The organism is Pedobacter sp. GR22-10, from assembly GCF_026239715.1.
In the GTDB taxonomy this organism is placed as follows: domain Bacteria; phylum Bacteroidota; class Bacteroidia; order Sphingobacteriales; family Sphingobacteriaceae; genus Pedobacter.
The window spans coordinates 97,529-115,496 of record NZ_JAPIVR010000006.1 but is presented as its reverse complement, the minus strand read 5'-3'; the positions used below and the strand labels follow the sequence as shown (position 1 = coordinate 115,496).

The 17,968-nt window shown below is 40.0% G+C and carries 10 protein-coding genes; all 10 read left to right on the top strand.

Translation table 11 applies throughout. The features are described 5' to 3' along the window. Positions 1–175 precede the first annotated feature (175 nt). Entirely contained in the window at positions 176–1,870 is a 1,695-nt protein-coding gene (locus OQX64_RS20740) for a tetratricopeptide repeat protein (protein WP_265820192.1), read from the top strand. Next, positions 1,848–2,639 carry a DUF4292 domain-containing protein gene (locus OQX64_RS20735; RefSeq protein WP_265820191.1) on the top strand — a complete coding sequence of 264 codons (792 nt, stop codon included), beginning with the start codon at positions 1,848–1,850 and terminating at the stop codon, positions 2,637–2,639. Before OQX64_RS20740 ends, OQX64_RS20735 begins: the two co-directional genes overlap by 23 nt. Positions 2,640–2,833: 194 nt before the next feature. Continuing rightward, complete coding sequence (locus tag OQX64_RS20730; RefSeq protein WP_088302430.1) at positions 2,834–4,138, top strand: murein hydrolase activator EnvC family protein; 1,305 nt, start codon at positions 2,834–2,836, stop codon at positions 4,136–4,138. Between the two features lie 49 nt (positions 4,139–4,187). Beyond that, positions 4,188–4,550: a Sec-independent protein translocase subunit TatA/TatB gene (locus OQX64_RS20725; RefSeq protein ID WP_088302431.1), complete on the top strand. Its 363-nt coding sequence runs from the start codon at positions 4,188–4,190 to the stop codon at positions 4,548–4,550. An 11-nt stretch (positions 4,551–4,561) separates the two neighbouring features. After that, positions 4,562–4,762: a Sec-independent protein translocase subunit TatA/TatB gene (locus OQX64_RS20720; RefSeq protein WP_216359256.1), complete on the top strand. Its 201-nt coding sequence runs from the start codon at positions 4,562–4,564 to the stop codon at positions 4,760–4,762. An 18-nt stretch (positions 4,763–4,780) separates the two neighbouring features. After that, the gene (gene gatA / locus OQX64_RS20715; protein WP_265820190.1) at positions 4,781–6,199 is read left to right on the top strand and encodes an Asp-tRNA(Asn)/Glu-tRNA(Gln) amidotransferase subunit GatA; all 1,419 of its coding nucleotides are present in this window, start codon (positions 4,781–4,783) and stop codon (positions 6,197–6,199) included. Between the two features lie 121 nt (positions 6,200–6,320). Beyond that, entirely contained in the window at positions 6,321–7,727 is a 1,407-nt protein-coding gene (locus tag OQX64_RS20710) for a lytic transglycosylase domain-containing protein (RefSeq protein WP_265820189.1), read from the top strand. Between the two features lie 126 nt (positions 7,728–7,853). Then, on the top strand, positions 7,854–10,175 hold the full coding sequence (locus tag OQX64_RS20705; RefSeq protein WP_088302434.1) for an NADP-dependent malic enzyme: 2,322 nt from the start codon (positions 7,854–7,856) through the stop codon (positions 10,173–10,175). 6 nt (positions 10,176–10,181) lie between these two features. Beyond that, positions 10,182–10,766 carry a Holliday junction branch migration protein RuvA gene (ruvA, locus tag OQX64_RS20700; RefSeq protein WP_265820188.1) on the top strand — a complete coding sequence of 195 codons (585 nt, stop codon included), beginning with the start codon at positions 10,182–10,184 and terminating at the stop codon, positions 10,764–10,766. A 54-nt stretch (positions 10,767–10,820) separates the two neighbouring features. Then, entirely contained in the window at positions 10,821–17,960 is a 7,140-nt protein-coding gene (sprA, locus tag OQX64_RS20695; RefSeq protein WP_265820187.1) for a cell surface protein SprA, read from the top strand. The last annotated feature ends 8 nt before the right edge of the window (positions 17,961–17,968 follow it).

The following is a 17,968-nucleotide window of genomic DNA, read 5'->3' as shown; positions in this document are numbered from 1 at the left end:
AAGGAAAATTTTTTGCAATTTGTTTAAACATTCCATCATTCACTCCTTCTATCAATTATTTGTGATAAGATCTTGAATGATTGAATGATTGAATGAGAGAATTTCGAGAAAGGAAAATTTTTTGCAATTTGTTTAAACATTCCATCATTCACTCCTTCTATCAATTATTTGATATATGTTAAAAAGGGTCATTTTTCTTACTTTGTTCTCCTTAACTGGCAAAGCATTCGGGCAAAGCCATGATACTGTGTCACCAGGTAGAGACAGCAATATGGTAAAACAGTTGTTCTTTGCCGGACTGCGGGAAAAAATGACCGAGAATTATACCAGTGCGCTCAGCAATTTTAATAAGGTTGTTGTGGCAGACCCGGATCATGATGCTGCTTATTATGAACTTGCCAATGCCAACCTGCGGTTAGAACGTTTATCAGAAGCAGAATTAAATATTAAGCGGGCCATTAAACTTAAACCTGACAACAAATGGTATTTGCGTTTGCTGGCGGAAGTAGATAAACGCACCAATAAAATGCCCGAACTCATTGAGGTATTCAATCAGTTGATTCGCATAGACCCGGAAAATGATGCGTATTACTTTGATAAGGCAAACGCTCAGTTTTTATCTGGTCAAACTGAAGCCGCCGGAAAAACCTACGATGAAATTCTGGCCCGATTTGGTGAATCCAATGAACTTTCAACCGCAAAAAAACGCTTACATGGAAGCGGAGGCACATCGGAAAGTGATATTGTCAAATTATTGGAAGGCAACCAGGCCGATATTAAAAACTATCTCTATGCCGCAGGTTTACTTCTTCAGAAGGGCAATGATGCCGAAGCCTTAAAAGTATTATTGAAGGCAAAACAGCTGGCTCCCGATAATTTTGAAGTGAAACTGGGTCTGGCTGATATCTACCGGAAGCAAAAAGATGATGCTCAGGCATTTGCTTCACTAAAGGTGGCTTTTGAAAGTGCAGAAATGCCACTGGATGAAAAAATTAAGATTATTGTGGCATTATTCCCAAATTTAAGGGAGCCCGTTGTTGCAGAAAATGTGACGTTATTAAGTAAAATTGTTGCTGAAAAAAATCCGGCAGATGCAAAAGTACTTGCCCTTTATGGTGATGTTTTGTATCAGCAGCAAAAACTAAAGGAAGCACTGGTACAATATCAGGCTGCGTTAAAATTAAATGATCAGGTTTATGCCGTTTGGGAGCAAATTGTAAATATCCAAACCCTGTTAGGACATTATGCAGATGCGGTAAAATTAGGGGATGAAGCGATAACCATTTATCCCAACCAGGCCAGCTTATATTATTATACGGCTTATGCCTTATTTAAAATAGGTAAGCTGGAACAGGCGCAAGATAACCTGAAAACAGCATTGCAGCTGGATGTTGACAATAAAAGTTTACAGGCACAGGTGCTTGCACTTCAGGGCGATATCTATATTAATCAGAATGATTTTACCCTGGCCAAAGCTGCCTTTGAAAAAGCCATTGCAATGGAACCCGATAACTATTTTATCATGAATAATTATGCTTACTACCTTGCATTGAAAAATGATGATCTGGTCAAAGCTGCTCAATATTCAGAAACAGCTGCCAAGGCCATGCCGGATAATTCATCTATTACCGATACCTACGCCTATATCTTGTTTAAGCAACATAAATATGACCTGGCCAAGATCTGGATCGAAAAAGCATTGCAAAACAATACAAATAAGAATGGTGTTTATTTAGAGCATTACGGTGATATCCTCTTTATGAAAGGTGAGAAAGAAGCAGCATTGCTCCAATGGAAAAAAGCAAAAGATGCCGGAAACATTTCAGAAGTATTAAACAGAAAAATTAATGAAAAAAAGTATTTTAAATAGCTTGCTGATTGCAGGTACAGTTGTTTCTATTTCGGCCTGCAAACCTAAAAAGGCAATTGTGGTTGCACCGCCTGTAACAACTGAAGTTAAAACAGATAATACAAAAGCTGAAGCCCTGGCTTTATTAAACAGTAAGCAGCTTAAATTTAATACCCTTGCATTGAAGGCAAAAGCCACACTGGACATTGCCGGTAATGCAAATGATGTGACCATGAATTTCAGGATGAAGGATCAGGAAGTGATCTGGGTCAGTATTACCGCGCTGGGTGGTGCGTACGAACCGGCAAGGGCATTAATCACACCGGATAGCATCAAAATTATGAACCGGCAAAAGGGCGAATACCTGAGCAAGCCTTTCAGTTATATCTATAATTTTACCAATAAGCAAATCACTTTTAATACACTCCAGGCCATCTTAACCGGAAATGCAATGGGCGATTTTTTAACTACTGCATCTAACCTGAAACAGGAAAATGGTGTTTGGGTGGTATCAGGCAGTAAAGAGGGTTTAGATTACAGGCTCTTATTTAACACCCTTTTAAAAGTAGATGAAACCAATTTAAATGATGAAAAATCCGGTCAGGCTTTAAAGGTAAATTATACAGATTACCAAAAATTAAATGAGTCGCTATTTCCAAGTGCACTGAAAATCAATACCCTTTCGGGAACCAAGAAGGTTAATATTAACCTGCAGTTTGTAAAGATTGACGGGAATATTCCGGTTGAATTTCCTTTCAAAGTTCCAGGTGGATATAAGTTAGTCAGGTAATATTTCCTGAATCCCGGTTATAGGTTTAAAGCAGTCATCAGGTCATCAGGTTGAATTTTTTCGTCTGTTATCTGATGACTGCTTTTGTATTGGTGAAAAATTTTCTGATGAAGATGAGGTGAAGATTATTTGTAATGCCTTTAGTATCTAAATTTTAATGTCTTTTACTATAAAATTTTTATACTTTTGGCTTAATGAAGCTACAGAAAATCATATTTATCCTGTTTTTGAGTGTTTTTGCTTATTCTGCCAGTGCACAAACCGAAAGCCAGTTAAGAAGGAAAAAAGAAGCTATACAGCGTGAAATTGAACAGCTACAAAAAAATTTAACTAAAACGGCCAATGGGAAGAAATTAACCCTGCAGCAGATTAATGCCATTAATGCGCAAATCCGTCTCCGTCAGGATAAAATCGGAACCATTAATTCTGAAATAAAAAACCTGGATAACCAAATCTCTCAGAATACAAATACCGTACATACATTACAAGGTCAGTTAGGTGATCTTAAAAAAGAATATGCCGGCATGATCCGTTTTGCACAACGCAACAGAAATGCCTATGAGAAAATGATGTTTATTTTTGCTGCGAGAGATTTTAATCAGGCCTACAAAAGGATCAAGTATTTGCAGCAGTTTAGTCAATACCGTAAAAAGCAGGCGGGATATATTGAAAATACGCAGCAGGATTTAACGGGAAAAATCAGGGTACTGGATAAAACCCTGAAAGAGAAAAGCAATTTGCTGAAGGAACAGGAAAAGGAGCAGGACCGTTTAGGGCAGGATAAGAAACAGCAGGCGGCAGCATTGAATAACCTCACCAAGCAAGAGCGGCAATTTAAGCAGGACATTAATGCCAAGAAAAAGGAACAGGCACAGATTAACCGGGCAATTGCAGCTGCCATCCAAAGGGCAATTGAAGAGGCCAGACGAAAAGCAGCTGAAGAGGCCCGTATAGCCGCAGCTAAAAGATTGGCAGAAGAACGTGCTGCGGCAGCAAAGGCAAAAGCAGAAAATAAACCTGCTCCGGCCACTACCACCGCACCAGCAACAAGAGAGAAAAGTACTTCCGAATTGTTAACCGCTACCCCTGAAGCAGCAAGGCTTTCAGCAGGTTTTGAAAATAACAGGGGAAGATTACCATGGCCGGTAGCTACCGGAACCATTACAGAAAGGTTTGGATTACATAAGGTAGATCAGGCATCTTATACCAACGATGGTGTAGATATTACTACCGCCGATGGTGCCGCAGTAAGAGCCGTATTCGCCGGGAAAGTCGTGATGGTGCAGAATATTATGGGTAGAACAGCAGTGGTTATTAATCACGGTGAGTATTTTACGGTTTACCAGAATTTAAGAGGGGTGAGCGTAAGTGTTGGTAACTCTGTAGATACCAAGCAAACCATTGGTACTGTTGCCAATACAGGTGATGATGCCATTTTGAAATTCCAGATCAGAAGAGGTCAGGGTGCTTTAAACCCGGAAGCCTGGATTAGTAAATAAGCAGGAATAGAGTTGTAAAATGTTTATATTTGTATAAAATAGATTAGTGATGTATCAAGGAACGTTATTAGAATTTTTAAATATGGGTGGATCGGAGATCGTACTCATTTTAGTCGTTGTCCTTTTATTATTCGGTGGTAAGAAACTGCCTGAACTGGCAAGAGGATTAGGGAAAGGGATCAGGGAATTTAAGGATGCCTCAGACGGTGTAAAACGCGAAATTCACCGCAATATTAATGCGATGGATCTGGATAAAGAAGAAGCGGAAGAAAAAGTGGCCAATAACAACAGTCAGCCTCAACATTCAACTGAAGAAACCGCTCCGGTAGATGAAAAGACAGCTCCGGCGGCAAATCATCCCTCCAGCACACCTATCGATCACAATATTGTAACGGACAGTCAAAAAGTTTAAATAAAAAAGTTATGTTAAATACAACAATAGCAGCAATGCTTGGAACACCGGAAATTATCATTATTGCTGTAGTGGTACTTTTATTATTTGGCGGGAAAAAAATTCCTGAACTCATGAGAGGTTTAGGTAAAGGAGTTAAAGAATTTAAAGATGGTAAGGATGGTGTTGATGGGGAACAGGCTGATCCATCAAACCGCGATAAAACCGTTTAATTGCTATAATTTTAAGTTTTGAAGAAATACAGCGCACTTAAAGAGATACAGGCACTCATTTCGCAAAAGCAATTTACTTTACCCGATTTATTGGCTTATTATTTTAAGCAAATTTCAGATAATCAACACCTCAATGCATTTAACGAGGTGTTTTTTTATTCGGCAGAAGTTCAGGCGAAAGCAGTACAGGAGAAAATGATGCAGGGAACCGCTGGTAAACTGGCGGGCATGGTTATTGGTATTAAAGATAATATCTGCTATAAAGATCATGTGGTAACCGCATCATCCAAAATGCTCGATGGCTTCGTATCACCTTATTCAGCTACTGTTGTTAAACGTTTATTGCAGGAAGATGCCGTGATTATAGGTCGCCTGAATTGTGATGAATTTGCAATGGGTGGCTCAAATGAAACTTCATACTTCGGACCTGCTAAAAATGCTGCAAATCCTGAGCTGGTTCCCGGCGGGTCATCCGGTGGGTCTGCAGTAGCGGTTCAGGCAGATATGTGTCTAGCTGCACTCGGTACAGATACCGGCGGATCTGTAAGGCAGCCTGCAGCTTTTTGTGGCCAGATTGGTCTAAAACCAACCTATGGCAGGGTTTCCAGATATGGCGTAATTGCTTATGCCTCTTCTTTTGATCAGGTAGGCCCTATCACTTCTTCAGTAGAAGATGCGGCCCTTCTTTTACAGGTATTAGCCGGAGCAGATGAAAATGATTCAACCGTTTCTGATCTAGCTGTTCCTGATTATCCGGCTCAGTTAAATAAACAAAAAAAACAAAAGATAGCCGTACTCAGAGAAACAATTGAGAGCAAGGCCCTCGATCCGGAAATTAAGTCAGCCATCTTATCATCAATAGAAAAATTAAAGGAAGATGGGCATCAGGTAGATGAGGTTTCTTTTGATTTGCTGGATTATCTTGTTCCGGCATATTATATTTTAACTACTGCTGAAGCCTCTTCCAACCTATCCAGGTATGATGGTGTGCATTACGGACACCGGAATACGGAAGCAAAATCATTAACTGAACTCTATAAACTTTCCCGTTCGGAGGGTTTTGGTGAAGAAGTAAAAAAACGCATTTTGCTGGGTACTTTCGTGTTAAGTGCAGGTTATTATGATGCCTATTATCAGAAAGCACAGCAGGTACGTCGTTTGATCAGAGAAAAGGTAGACCGTTTATTCGAAGAGTATGACCTGCTCTTATCGCCCGTGGCGCCAACAGCAGCATTTCCATTAGGTGATCACATGCAGGATGCGCTGGTGATGTATATGGCTGATATTTTTACAGTATTGCCCTCATTGAGCGGAAATCCGGCCATTGCGCTTCCATTAGGCAATAACGAGGCTGGTTTACCGTTAAGTATTCAATTTACAGCCAAACATTTTGAGGAAGATAAGCTTCTTGCTTTTTCTCAGGCATTTTTAAAATAAGCATATTTTAATGAATATGCACAGCGTTCACTTGTGTTTTTCCGGCTACACCGGATGAGCATTCTTTTAAAAGATTTCGGAAGGATAACCGAAAAACAGCGCTGAATAAACCGAATTGCCCATGATTAAAAAACTACTTCTTACCAGTGTATGTGCCCTCATCGGATGTATTTCTTATTCCTTTGCGCAGCAGAAAGTCAAAATTGATAGTCTACCTAAATTTCAGGAAAATATTTTCATCAATACCGATACGATATCTGTACCGCTGATTTATGAAAATCCCTTATTAATGGGGCAAAACTATATTTATAAACTCCGGCTTGATTCTATCGTTAAAACCGTTCCCCTTCCTTATAACGAATACGTTCAGCAATACATCGATATTTATGCCAAGCGAAAAGATTTGTTTGGCAAAATGATGGGCTTATCAAATTATTACTTTCCCATTTTTGATAAAGCCCTGAAGGATTTTAACATTCCGCAGGAAATTAAATATTTAACTATTGTAGAGTCGCAAATGAATCCGCATGCCATTTCGAGGGTAGGTGCTACCGGGATCTGGCAGTTTATGTTTGGAACAGGGAAAGCTTACGGATTAAAGATGGACAACTTCGTAGATGAGCGGAAAGATCCTATTCAGGCCAGTTATGCAGCTGCCCAATATTTCAGGGATGCTTACGAAGAGCTGGGCGACTGGCTTTTGGCTATCGCTGCTTATAATTGTGGCAAAGGTGCTGTTACGCGTGCAATGGCCAAAGCCGAATCACGTGATTTTTGGGAAATCAGGCAGTTTCTACCTAAAGAAACCAGAAATTATGTGCCTGCTTTTATTGCTGCGGTTTATGTGATGAACTATTCAGGCAAACACCAGATTACACCACAAACCTGCAGTCTATTTTTAAAAACCGATACTGTTCAAACCAACCATTTTGTTTCTTTAGCCGAACTGGCAAAAGCCTTGAATGTTGATGAGACGGCACTTTTTGCCTTAAACCCATCTTATAAGAAAAAAATTGTAAATGGTACTGATGAAGAACCAAAGCGGATTATCATCCCTAAACTGAGGGATATTGACTACGCCGGTGTTTATGATGCATTGTATAATGCTGATCTCGATGTAAATATGCGTGTCGTTCAGGCCAGTACTGACGATGTAAGGGACTTAAGAAAATCAAGAATCCGCCAGGCTGTAACCCATCATGCCGCTATTATTCATCAGGTAAGTGCCGGACAATCACTAACCACAGTGGCCAATAAATATGGCGTTGAAGTGCAGGATTTAAGGGTTTGGAACGGCTTAAAAAGTAAAACCATTGTACCCGGGCAACGGCTTAAAATATTTGCCAAAAATGTCAATCGCCTGAAAGCACCTGTTTCCTTTTTAAGTTATACCGTTAAACCCGGCGATACCCTTTCAGAAATTGCTGAAAAATTTAACGGGGCTACCGTTCAAAGTATTAAAAGAGATAACAGGCTTTCAAAGGCAGGTTTGCATGCAGGGATGATTTTAAGGATCAGCAAGGGCTAGGTCGTTATTTTGCTATTGGCTTAAATATCAATTAGAAAATTATACCCCTGAAGGTTTTTAAAACCCTCAGGGGTTTTTAATTCTTTTAAAGAATCGTACCTTTGCCCGTCACTAATAAGTTACTTAATGAGTAATATCAATAGAAAGCAAGATGCGCTCGATTACCACTCGCAAGGGCGGCCCGGAAAAATACAGGTAGTACCTACAAAACCAACAACTTCACAACGTGATTTAACCATGGCTTACTCACCAGGAGTAGCAGAGCCTTGTTTAAAAATAGCAGACAATACTGATGATGTTTACAAGTATACCGCAAAAGGTAATCTTGTTGCCGTGATCAGTAATGGTACGGCGGTTTTAGGCCTGGGGAATATTGGTCCGGAAGCCAGTAAACCTGTAATGGAAGGTAAAGGTTTATTGTTTAAGATCTTTGCTGATATCGATGTATTTGATTTAGAGCTGGATACTAAAAATATAGATGATTTCGTAAAAATTGTGAAGGCCCTGGAGCCGACCTTTGGTGGCGTGAACCTGGAGGATATTAAAGCCCCGGAATGTTTTGAAATAGAAACCCGCTTAAAGCAGGAAATGAATATCCCGGTAATGCATGATGACCAGCATGGTACAGCCATTATTTCAGGCGCAGCGCTGTTAAATGCCTGTGAAATTCAGAAAAAGAAGATTGATAAAATTAAGGTTGTGGTAAGTGGGGCAGGTGCTGCTGCGGTTTCCTGTTCCAAGATGTATCTTTCTTTAGGTGTAAAAAAAGAAAATCTGGTGATGTTCGACATCAATGGATTGATTAATACGGAGCGGACTGATCTTGATGAGATGCGGATGTATTTCGCAACCAGCAGAAAAGATATTGGTACAATTGGCGAGGCCATGAAAGGTGCAGATGTTTTTATCGGCCTTTCGGCAGGAAACGTTATCCAGCCGGAGATGCTGATGGGCATGGCTAAAAACCCGATTGTTTTTGCCATGGCCAATCCTAATCCTGAAATTGCCTATGAACTGGCCATCAAAACCCGTAAGGATTTAATTATGGCCACTGGTCGTTCTGATTATCCAAACCAGGTAAATAATGTATTGGGTTTCCCTTACATTTTTCGTGGTGCTTTGGATGTTCGTGCCACAACCATTAATGAAGCCATGAAAATTGCTGCGGTAAAGGCCATTGCAGAACTGGCTAAGCGCTCTGTACCAGAAGCCGTAAACCTGGCATATAATGCCCGTAACCTGAAGTTCGGTAGGGATTATATTATTCCAAAACCAGTTGATTTCAGGCTGATTACGGAAGTTTCAATTGCAGTAGCGAAAGCCGCCATTGAAAGTGGCGTGGCACGTAAGGTGATTACCGATTGGGATGCCTATTCAGAAGAATTGAGAAAACGTTTAGGTTTGGATGATGCCATTATGCGTTCCATTACCACCAAAGCTAAATCTGATCCTAAACGGGTGGTATTTGCTGAGGCAGACAATTATAAAATTTTAAAAGCAGCTCAGATTGTTAAGGATGAGAATATTGCAATTCCGATTCTTTTAGGTAACCGAGAAAAGATTCAGGCTATTATTGATGAGCACGCACTGGAACTGCATGGCGTAGAGATTATTGATCAGATGCAGAATCCGGCAAAAACCAAACAATACGCAGCAGCACTTTACAAAAAAAGACAACGTAAAGGTGTATCTATCAACGATGCAACAAAATTGTTAAGAGATCGCAATTATTACGGGGCATCAATGGTTGAATTTGGGGAAGCCGATGCGATGATTTCCGGATTAACCAAAAATTATGGTGATACCATTAAACCCGCATTACAGGTTATTGGTGTAGAGCCAGGCGTTAAGCGTGTGGCTGGGATGTACATGATGATGACCAAAAAAGGTCCGGTTTTCTTTGGTGATACAACGGTAAACGTTGATCCTACTGCCGAACAGTTAGTGGATATTACTTTGCTTTTGGATAAATCTGTTAAACAATTTAATATCAAGCCGCGTATCGCATTATTATCCTATTCAAACTTTGGTTCAAATGATGGAGTAACACCAAATAAGGTAAGGGAAACAGTGAGAATCCTTCACAAAAACCATCCTGAAGTTATTGTGGATGGAGAGATGCAGGGTAACTTCGCTATAAATAATGAACTTTTAAAAGATAATTTTCCATTTAGTACGCTGGCCGATGAACCTGCCAATACTTTGGTTTTCCCTAACCTGGAATCCGGTAATATTGCCTATAAGTTATTACAGGAACTGGGGGGGGCAGAAGCGGTAGGTCCCATTTTGCTGGGTTTAAATAAACCTGTTCATATTGTTCAGTTAGGAAGTTCGGTGAGAGAGATCGTAAATATGGTTACTATTGCAGTGGTAGATGTTCAGGCAAAAGAAGAAATTGCCGAAACTTCAAAACGAAAAGGTATATTTACAAAAACAACAAAGAAATAATACGCCATGTACGCCTATATTGATGGTAAATTAACATACAAAAATCCAGCATTTGTTGTGGTTGAAGCCGGAGGTGTAGGCTATCATATAAACATCTCATTAAATACTTACAGTGCGCTTGGCGATGCAGAACGGTGTAAATTATATACCTGGTTATATGTAAAGGAAGATGCACACACTTTATACGGCTTCGCTGATGAAGGCGAACGCCGTTTATTTTTACATCTCATTTCTGTATCTGGAATAGGACCCAATACAGGAAGAATGATTTTATCTTCCATTACCCCTGTTGAAATTCAAACTGCCATTGTCAAGGCAGATTTGCCGCTCATTCAAAGAATAAAAGGCCTGGGTGCAAAAACCGCACAACGTCTGGTTTTAGAGTTGCAGGATAAACTAAAAAAAGAAGGCGCAGATTCATTAATTTCTATGCCTCAGCACAATACAATTAAAGATGAAGCGTTATCAGCTTTGGTAATGCTCGGATTTGCCAAACAAATAGCCGAAAAAACTATCGACCAAATATTAAAACTCACAGAAGAAACACTTTCTGTAGAACAACTAATTAAACACGCTTTAAAAAAACTCTAGATCCTAACGCCTTTGAAGAGAATCTCTACACTTCTTTTTCTCATCTCCTTTTTCTTGCTCGCTCCCAAAAACGTAATCTCACAAGTTGTTCAGCGCAAGGCTGATACTGCTTTGTCGAAAAATAACTTCAGTTTAAAAGAAAAGCAACGCATCGGGATCAGATCGTCGCAAAGTCCTTTTGCTCCACTGCCTAATAACCTGAAACAGGTTGTGGAATATGATGCAAAAAATAAAAGATACATTGTAAAGCAACTGGTTGGAGACAAGTATGTTACGCAAACTCAATATTTAACACTTGATGAATATAGCCGCCTAATTAACAGTGAAGTAAAACGTGGTAACTGGCGGAGTATTTCCAATGCAGAGGTAGACGATTTTAGAAATACAGGTATTATTCCTAAAATTCAGGTAAACAGCAAGGCCTTCGAGAAACTTTTTGGCGGAACAACCATTGATATTCAGCCCAGGGGAGAGGCCGAGCTTACTTTTTTAGGCCGCAGAAATAAAAATGAAAACCCTTTGTTCAATGAACGACAAAGGGTGCAGACCAATTTTGATTTCAATCAGCGGATTCAAATGGACCTGATTGGTAATATTGGTACGAAACTGAAAATCAAAAGCAATTACAACACCGAAGCACAGTTTGATTTTGAAAACCAGATTAAGCTGGATTATACTGGTGGAGCTGACGATATTATTAAAAAAATTGAAGCAGGTAACGTGAGTTTGCCTCTGAATACCAGTTTAATCACCGGAACACAAGCCTTATTTGGTGTGAAAACTCAACTGCAATTTGGGAAACTAAATGTGACCAGTGTCTATACGCAGCAAAAATCAGAGTCGAGAGAACTTCGTATCACCAATGGAGCACAGCAAAACGAATTCTCTGTTTCTGCAGATGGTTATGAAGCCAATAAACACTACTTTTTGGCCCAGTATTTTCGTAACAACTACAATAAGCATTTGGCTAATGCCCCGATCATTACCTCGCCTATTCAGATTACCAAAATTGAAGTCTGGATTACCAATAAAGCCGGAAGCACCACCGATTCAAGAGATGTATTGGGTTTTTTGAATCTGGGTGAAAACCAGCCTTTTAATCCGGGTGCAATAGCGGGAGGCGGTTCCGCACTTCCGGCAGGTTCAACAGCAACGGGATTTCCGCAGCAATCTAATAATTTATTGGCGAGTTTACCTGCTGATGCCAGACTCACCAATTCAAATGCCGTTATTTCATTTTTTCAGGGTAATGGCGGTACAGATCAGTATGCCAAACTTACCTATGCCAGAAAATTAACGGAACGTGAATTTACTTTCCAGCCACAGTTGGGCTATATTTCCTTAAATAATCCGCTCAATGCGGATGAGGTTTTAGCCGTTGCCTATCGCTATACCTATAATGGAGTAGAATACCAGGTAGGTGAGTTTTCTACCGACATCACTTTTGATGCTGCTAATCCTAAAGTGCTTTATGCAAAGCTGCTAAAAAATGAAACCACCAAAATCAATCTGCCCACCTGGGACCTGATGATGAAAAATATTTATTCCATTGGTGGGTATCAGATCAGTCCGATCAATTTTAAACTTGATATTTTTAGAATAGACAATGAAACAGGGGTTGAAAAACCCATCATGACAGAAGGGCAAAATACTGCAAACAGACAATGGATTTCGTTAACAGAATTTGACCGCCTGAACCAGCAAAATGAAAAGAAGCCTGACGGAATTTTTGATTTTGTAGCTTCAAACAATGCCTTTGGATCTTACTTCTCAAATAACGCTGCAAACAACAGCACTTTTGGGTCCAATTTATCTTTGAATGGCCTGAATGCGTTAATCAACAATACCAATTCAGGATATATTACCATCGACCCTGCTAACGGAAGGATTATCTTTCCCATTATTGAGCCTTTTGGTCAGGATCTGGCCAGTAAATTTCTTCCAAGTGAGCAGGCTTTAATTGATAAATATACTTTTACGGCACTCTATGATTCAACGCAGTTGATTGCCCGACAATTGTTCCAGAATAAAAACAGGTATGTAATTAAAGGACATTATCAATCAGAAGTGTCTTCTGAATTTAGTCTGAATGCCATTAACGTTCCGGAGGGTTCGGTAAAGGTTTTTGCCGGAACAATGCCTCTGCAGGAAGGGGTAGATTTTACCGTAGATTATCAGGGTGGAAGGGTAAGCATCATCAATCAGGCATTGTTAATTTCCGGTCAGCCCATCAGGATCACGACAGAAAATAATGAGCTTTTTGGCTTGCAGCAACGGTCGTTATTTGGAACACGATTAGATTACCGGCTCAATAATAAGCTAAATCTGGGCGGTACATTTATGAACCTTACAGAGAAGCCGCTGACTCAAAAAGTAAATTTAGGTGAAGAACCCATATCCAATACCATTTGGGGTGCTGATGTGAATTACAGCTCCTCATCCAGGTTTTTAACCAAACTGGTTGATAAACTTCCGTTTATTTCTACCAAGGCACCATCAAGTGTAAATTTTTATGGAGAGTTTGCACAACTGGTTCCGGGGCATCCGAGGGCATTAAATTTTGCGGGCAGTAAAAATGGAGTCAGTTACCTGGATGATTTTGAGGCGTCGAGGTCAGTAATTGATTTAAAGAGTGCCATTTCCTGGCAATTATCGGGAACACCACAGGATTTTGCAGAATCGCAATTGATCAATGACCTTACTTATGGTTACAACCGTGCACGGATCGCCTACTATAATATTGATCCGACGTTTTATAATTCAAACGCCACCACTACGCCTGCCAACATCAGAAACAACAGGAACGAACTTTCCAACCATTATGTCAGGCAGGTGATTGAGCAGGAAGTTTTTCCGTTTAAAGAAACGGCAACGGGGCAGGCCTTAAATATTACTACCCTGGATGTAGCTTTTTATCCTACCATTCGCGGGCCATACAATTATGCCCCCACAGGTTTTTCTACTGATGGAAAATTAACAAACCCGCGGCAACGTTGGGGTGGCTTTCAGCGTAAAATTGAAACCAATGATTTTGAAGCGCTTAATGTTGGGTTTATTGAATTTTGGGTGATGGATCCCTTTATCTACAATAGAAATTCTCAGGGCGGTGATATTTATTTTAACTTAGGAAATATCTCTGAAGATATTTTGAAGGATGGCCGAAAATCGCTGGAAAATGGATTACCCGCTACGGATGATCCTACCAAATATGATGAAACAGCCTGGGGGCGTGTTCCGAAACTACAACCAGTTGTTCAGGCTTTTGATAATGATCCTGACGCGAGAAGGGCACAGGATGTTGGTTTGGATGGTATATCTGATGCCAATGAAAGGGCGAAGTTCTCTGCGGCCATTAACCAGATCAAATCACAGCTAAATGCTACTGCAGCAGCAGAAATTGATCAGGATCCTTCGTCCGATAATTACTCTTATTTCAGGGGTCCGGCTTTAGATCAGATCAATGCCGGCATTTTAAAGCGGTATGAAAAATATAATGGTCCGGAGGGAAATTCCAAAACTTCCCAGCAATCGCAGGCGGAACTGGGAATAGAAAATTCAGCATCTACCTCCCTTCCTGACGGGGAAGATATTAACCGCGATAATAACATGACGCAAAGCGATGAATATTATCAATATAAAGTAAGTATGCGGCCAGGGATGGATGTGGGCCAAACGCAATTTATTACGGATAAAGTCACATCGCAGGTAAGATTGGCGAATGGCAATACACAGGCCGTTACCTGGTATCAGTTTAGGATCCCCATTACACAATACGAAAAAAAAGTTGGGAACATCCAGGATTTTAAATCCATCCGTTTCTTCAGGATGTTTATGACCAACTTTGCCGATACAGCCATTATGCGTTTTGCAAAGCTGCAGCTCATCAGGGGCGAATGGCGGGAATTTAATGCTAAAAACACGGCCGATCAGGTTATTGTTGAACCCAGCCTGCCAGCTTTAACACCTGATAATTCTGTAATTGAAGTATCAACCGTAAATATTGAAGAAAACGGGAAAAGAAGTCCGATCCCTTATGTTACCCCTCCCGGTATTCTTCGTGAACGTGATTTCAGTAATTATCGTGGAGATACCCGTTTAAATGAACAGTCACTGTCCGTAACGGTTAAAAACCTGCGTGATGGTTATGGCAGGGCAGCATTTAAAACGGCTTATAGCGATTTCCGTTCATACAAACATCTGGAAATGTATGTACACGCTGAGGCCATTAATAATCAAACCCTGAGCGACCGTGACCTCAGTGCGTTTTTAAGAATCGGAACGGATAACCAGGATAACTACTATGAATATTTAATGCCTTTAAAAATTACCACGCCTGGTACCAGCGATCCGAATGCCATTTGGCCTGAAGCAAACCGGATGGATATTGATTTAATCTTGTTTCAAAATGCTAAACTTGCCCGTAATGTGGCCAAACAGGCCAATGGACAGCCATGGCCAATAAATGTTCCCTTTACTTATACAGATGGCGACCGTACCATCATTGTAAAGGGACAGCCGGATATGAGTAAGGTAAGGGTGTACATGTTGGGGGTGAAAAACCCTTTAAAAAATAACACGACAGCAGGAGGTGATGATGGCCTGGATAAAAATGTGCTGGTTTGGTTTAATGAACTTCGCTTAACAGAATTTGACGAAAGAGGAGGCTGGGCTGCTACAGCCAGGTTAAATTTAAAGCTGGCAGATTTTGCCGATGTGAACATCTCAGGCAGTAAATCAACTATAGGTTTTGGATCTATTGATTCGAAGGTAAGTGAGCGTAACCGGGCAGATAATGTTTTGTTGGATGTTTCATCTGCTGTAGAGCTTGGTAAATTCTTACCGCAAAAATCAGGTGTAAAAATTCCAATGTTTGTGAATTATTCAAAACAGGTTTCTACACCACAATATAATCCACGCACGCCGGACATTGAATTAAAAAATGCCCTTGATCAATCAACTAAAGAACAAAAAGATTCTATTTTAAATTTTGCACAGGATTATACGGTTAGAAGGGGTATCAACTTTACCAATGTACGTAAAGAGCGAACAAACAACAGTAAACCGGCCCGGCTTTGGGATATTGAAAACTTTGCAGCCAGCTATGCATATACACAGTATAACCATCGTGATTTTATTAACCAGAGCAGCATTCAGAATACGTACAGGGCTTCACTGCAATATAGCTATGCGAAAGAGGCTAGAACATATGCACCGTTCGAAAAGATCATTAAGTCGAATATGCTGGGCTTGCTGAAGGATTTTAACTTTAGTATTTTTCCAAGCGCCATTAATTTTAGAATTGACGTAGACCGCCTGTATTCTGAAAATACGTTGAGAAATAATGATCCGGCCAATTCAATTCCAATTTATCAGAATGGTTTTGGAACCACTTTTAATAAAAACTTCAGAATGAGCCGGATTTATGGAATCGCCTGGAATTTAACCCGCTCACTTCAGTTAGATTTTAATGCCACAAACTATTCCATTATTGATGAACCAGATGGCCGGATTGATGGCATGAAACGGGATACGGTTTGGCAAAACCTGAAACGCCTCGGACGTACAACCGATTATAACCATAACCTGAATGTGACCTATACCTTACCCATTGACAAAGTTCCTGGTTTAAACTGGGTAACGGTAAAAACAAGATATGGCACAAACTTTAACTGGCAAACCGAACCTTTGTCTACCCTGCTGGATCCAAATATAAATTTAGGCAATACGGTTCAGAACAGCAGAAATATTCAGGTTAACCCCGCGTTGAACCTGACTACCTTATATAACAAATTTGGTTTTATCAGAAATGCCGGTAATAGCGAAGAAACCGGCAATAAATTAAAGAATTTCTTTATCAACTTATTAACCAGCGTAAAAAATGTCAATGCCAATTATGTGCAGACAAAAGGAATCTTTTTACCAGGTTATTTACCAACGACTAAATATTTTGGTATAGATAATGTGACCGGAGCACCGGGTTTAGGTTTCGCATTTGGCAGTCAGAGAGACATCAGGGATATGGCACTTAACAACGGATGGTTAACAACCGATACGCTGCAGACACAGTTATACGTTAATACACTTCGCGAAGACTTACAATTTACCGGGCAAATTGAGCCGATCAGAGATTTGAGGATTACCATCAGGGCAAATAAATCGCAAACCAGGAACTTCTCCTCTAACTATAGGTATGTGGCCAGTGTATCTTCATTTGAGAATTTAAGTGCCATCACTACCGGTGATTATAGTATATCCTACATTGCTTTAGGTACCGCATTTAAAGAAAAAAACTCAAACGTTATTTCCACGCTGTTTAACCAGTTTATGTCTAACCGGATTCTGATTTCAAGAAGGTTAGGCGCACAGAATCCCAACTCTTCTGGTCAGACTGGTGGTTATGCAGATGGTTATGGTAAAGAAAGTCAGGATGTGATGATCTCCGCGTTTCTGGCGGCTTATTCTGGAAAAGATCCAGGTAAAATGAGCATGAATTCTTTTCCGCGGATTCCACTTCCAAACTGGACGCTAACATACAATGGATTAACAAAAATTGCTTTCATTGCTGATCGTTTCACATCCATTGATCTCCGACACGGTTATCGCTCAGCATACAACATTAATGGTTATAATTCATTGTTAAGGTACAGGGAAAGTAACGGGTTCTCGGTTAACCGGGATGTAAATAACAATTTTTTACCTGAATTCCAGTTCGCGCAGGTAACCGTATCAGAATATTTTTCTCCATTAATTGGTGTAGATACCCGGTTTAAAAATAACCTGAGTGCCACTTTTGAATTAAACCGGTCACGACTGTTGGGCTTAAGTCTGGCCAATAGCCAGCTTGCGCAGTTATCAGAAAACAATGTGGTTTTAGGCATGGGCTACAGAACAAATAAATTCAGGTTTCCTTTTGGCTGGTTTAAAAGTTTAAAAATGGATAATAATATGGATTTTAAACTGGATGTAGCCATTCGTGATAATAAAACAGTAATTTACAGGGCTGATGTGGAAGAAGCTGAAATTTCCTCAGGTGCTAAAAACATTACTTTAAGACCAAGTGTTGATTATGTGTTGAATCAGAAATTTAATGTGAAGCTGTTTTATGATTCAAACATTACCAAACCATATACCTCGCAAACGTTTAATACTTCTTTCAGTAATTTTGGTTTTAGTTTGAGGTTTACATTAAATTAAATTCATCG

Excerpts from the sequence above, each read along its gene's own strand:
- OQX64_RS20710 (WP_265820189.1), top strand. The coding sequence starts at position 6,321 with ATGATTAAAAAACTACTTCTTACCAGTGTATGTGCCCTCATCGGATGT.
- OQX64_RS20705 (WP_088302434.1), top strand. The coding sequence starts at position 7,854 with ATGAGTAATATCAATAGAAAGCAAGATGCGCTCGATTACCACTCGCAA.
- OQX64_RS20720 (WP_216359256.1), top strand. The coding sequence starts at position 4,562 with ATGTTAAATACAACAATAGCAGCAATGCTTGGAACACCGGAAATTATC.
- OQX64_RS20740 (WP_265820192.1), top strand. The coding sequence starts at position 176 with ATGTTAAAAAGGGTCATTTTTCTTACTTTGTTCTCCTTAACTGGCAAA.
- OQX64_RS20735 (WP_265820191.1), top strand. The coding sequence starts at position 1,848 with ATGAAAAAAAGTATTTTAAATAGCTTGCTGATTGCAGGTACAGTTGTT.
- OQX64_RS20730 (WP_088302430.1), top strand. The coding sequence starts at position 2,834 with ATGAAGCTACAGAAAATCATATTTATCCTGTTTTTGAGTGTTTTTGCT.
- ruvA (WP_265820188.1), top strand. The coding sequence starts at position 10,182 with ATGTACGCCTATATTGATGGTAAATTAACATACAAAAATCCAGCATTT.
- OQX64_RS20725 (WP_088302431.1), top strand. The coding sequence starts at position 4,188 with ATGTATCAAGGAACGTTATTAGAATTTTTAAATATGGGTGGATCGGAG.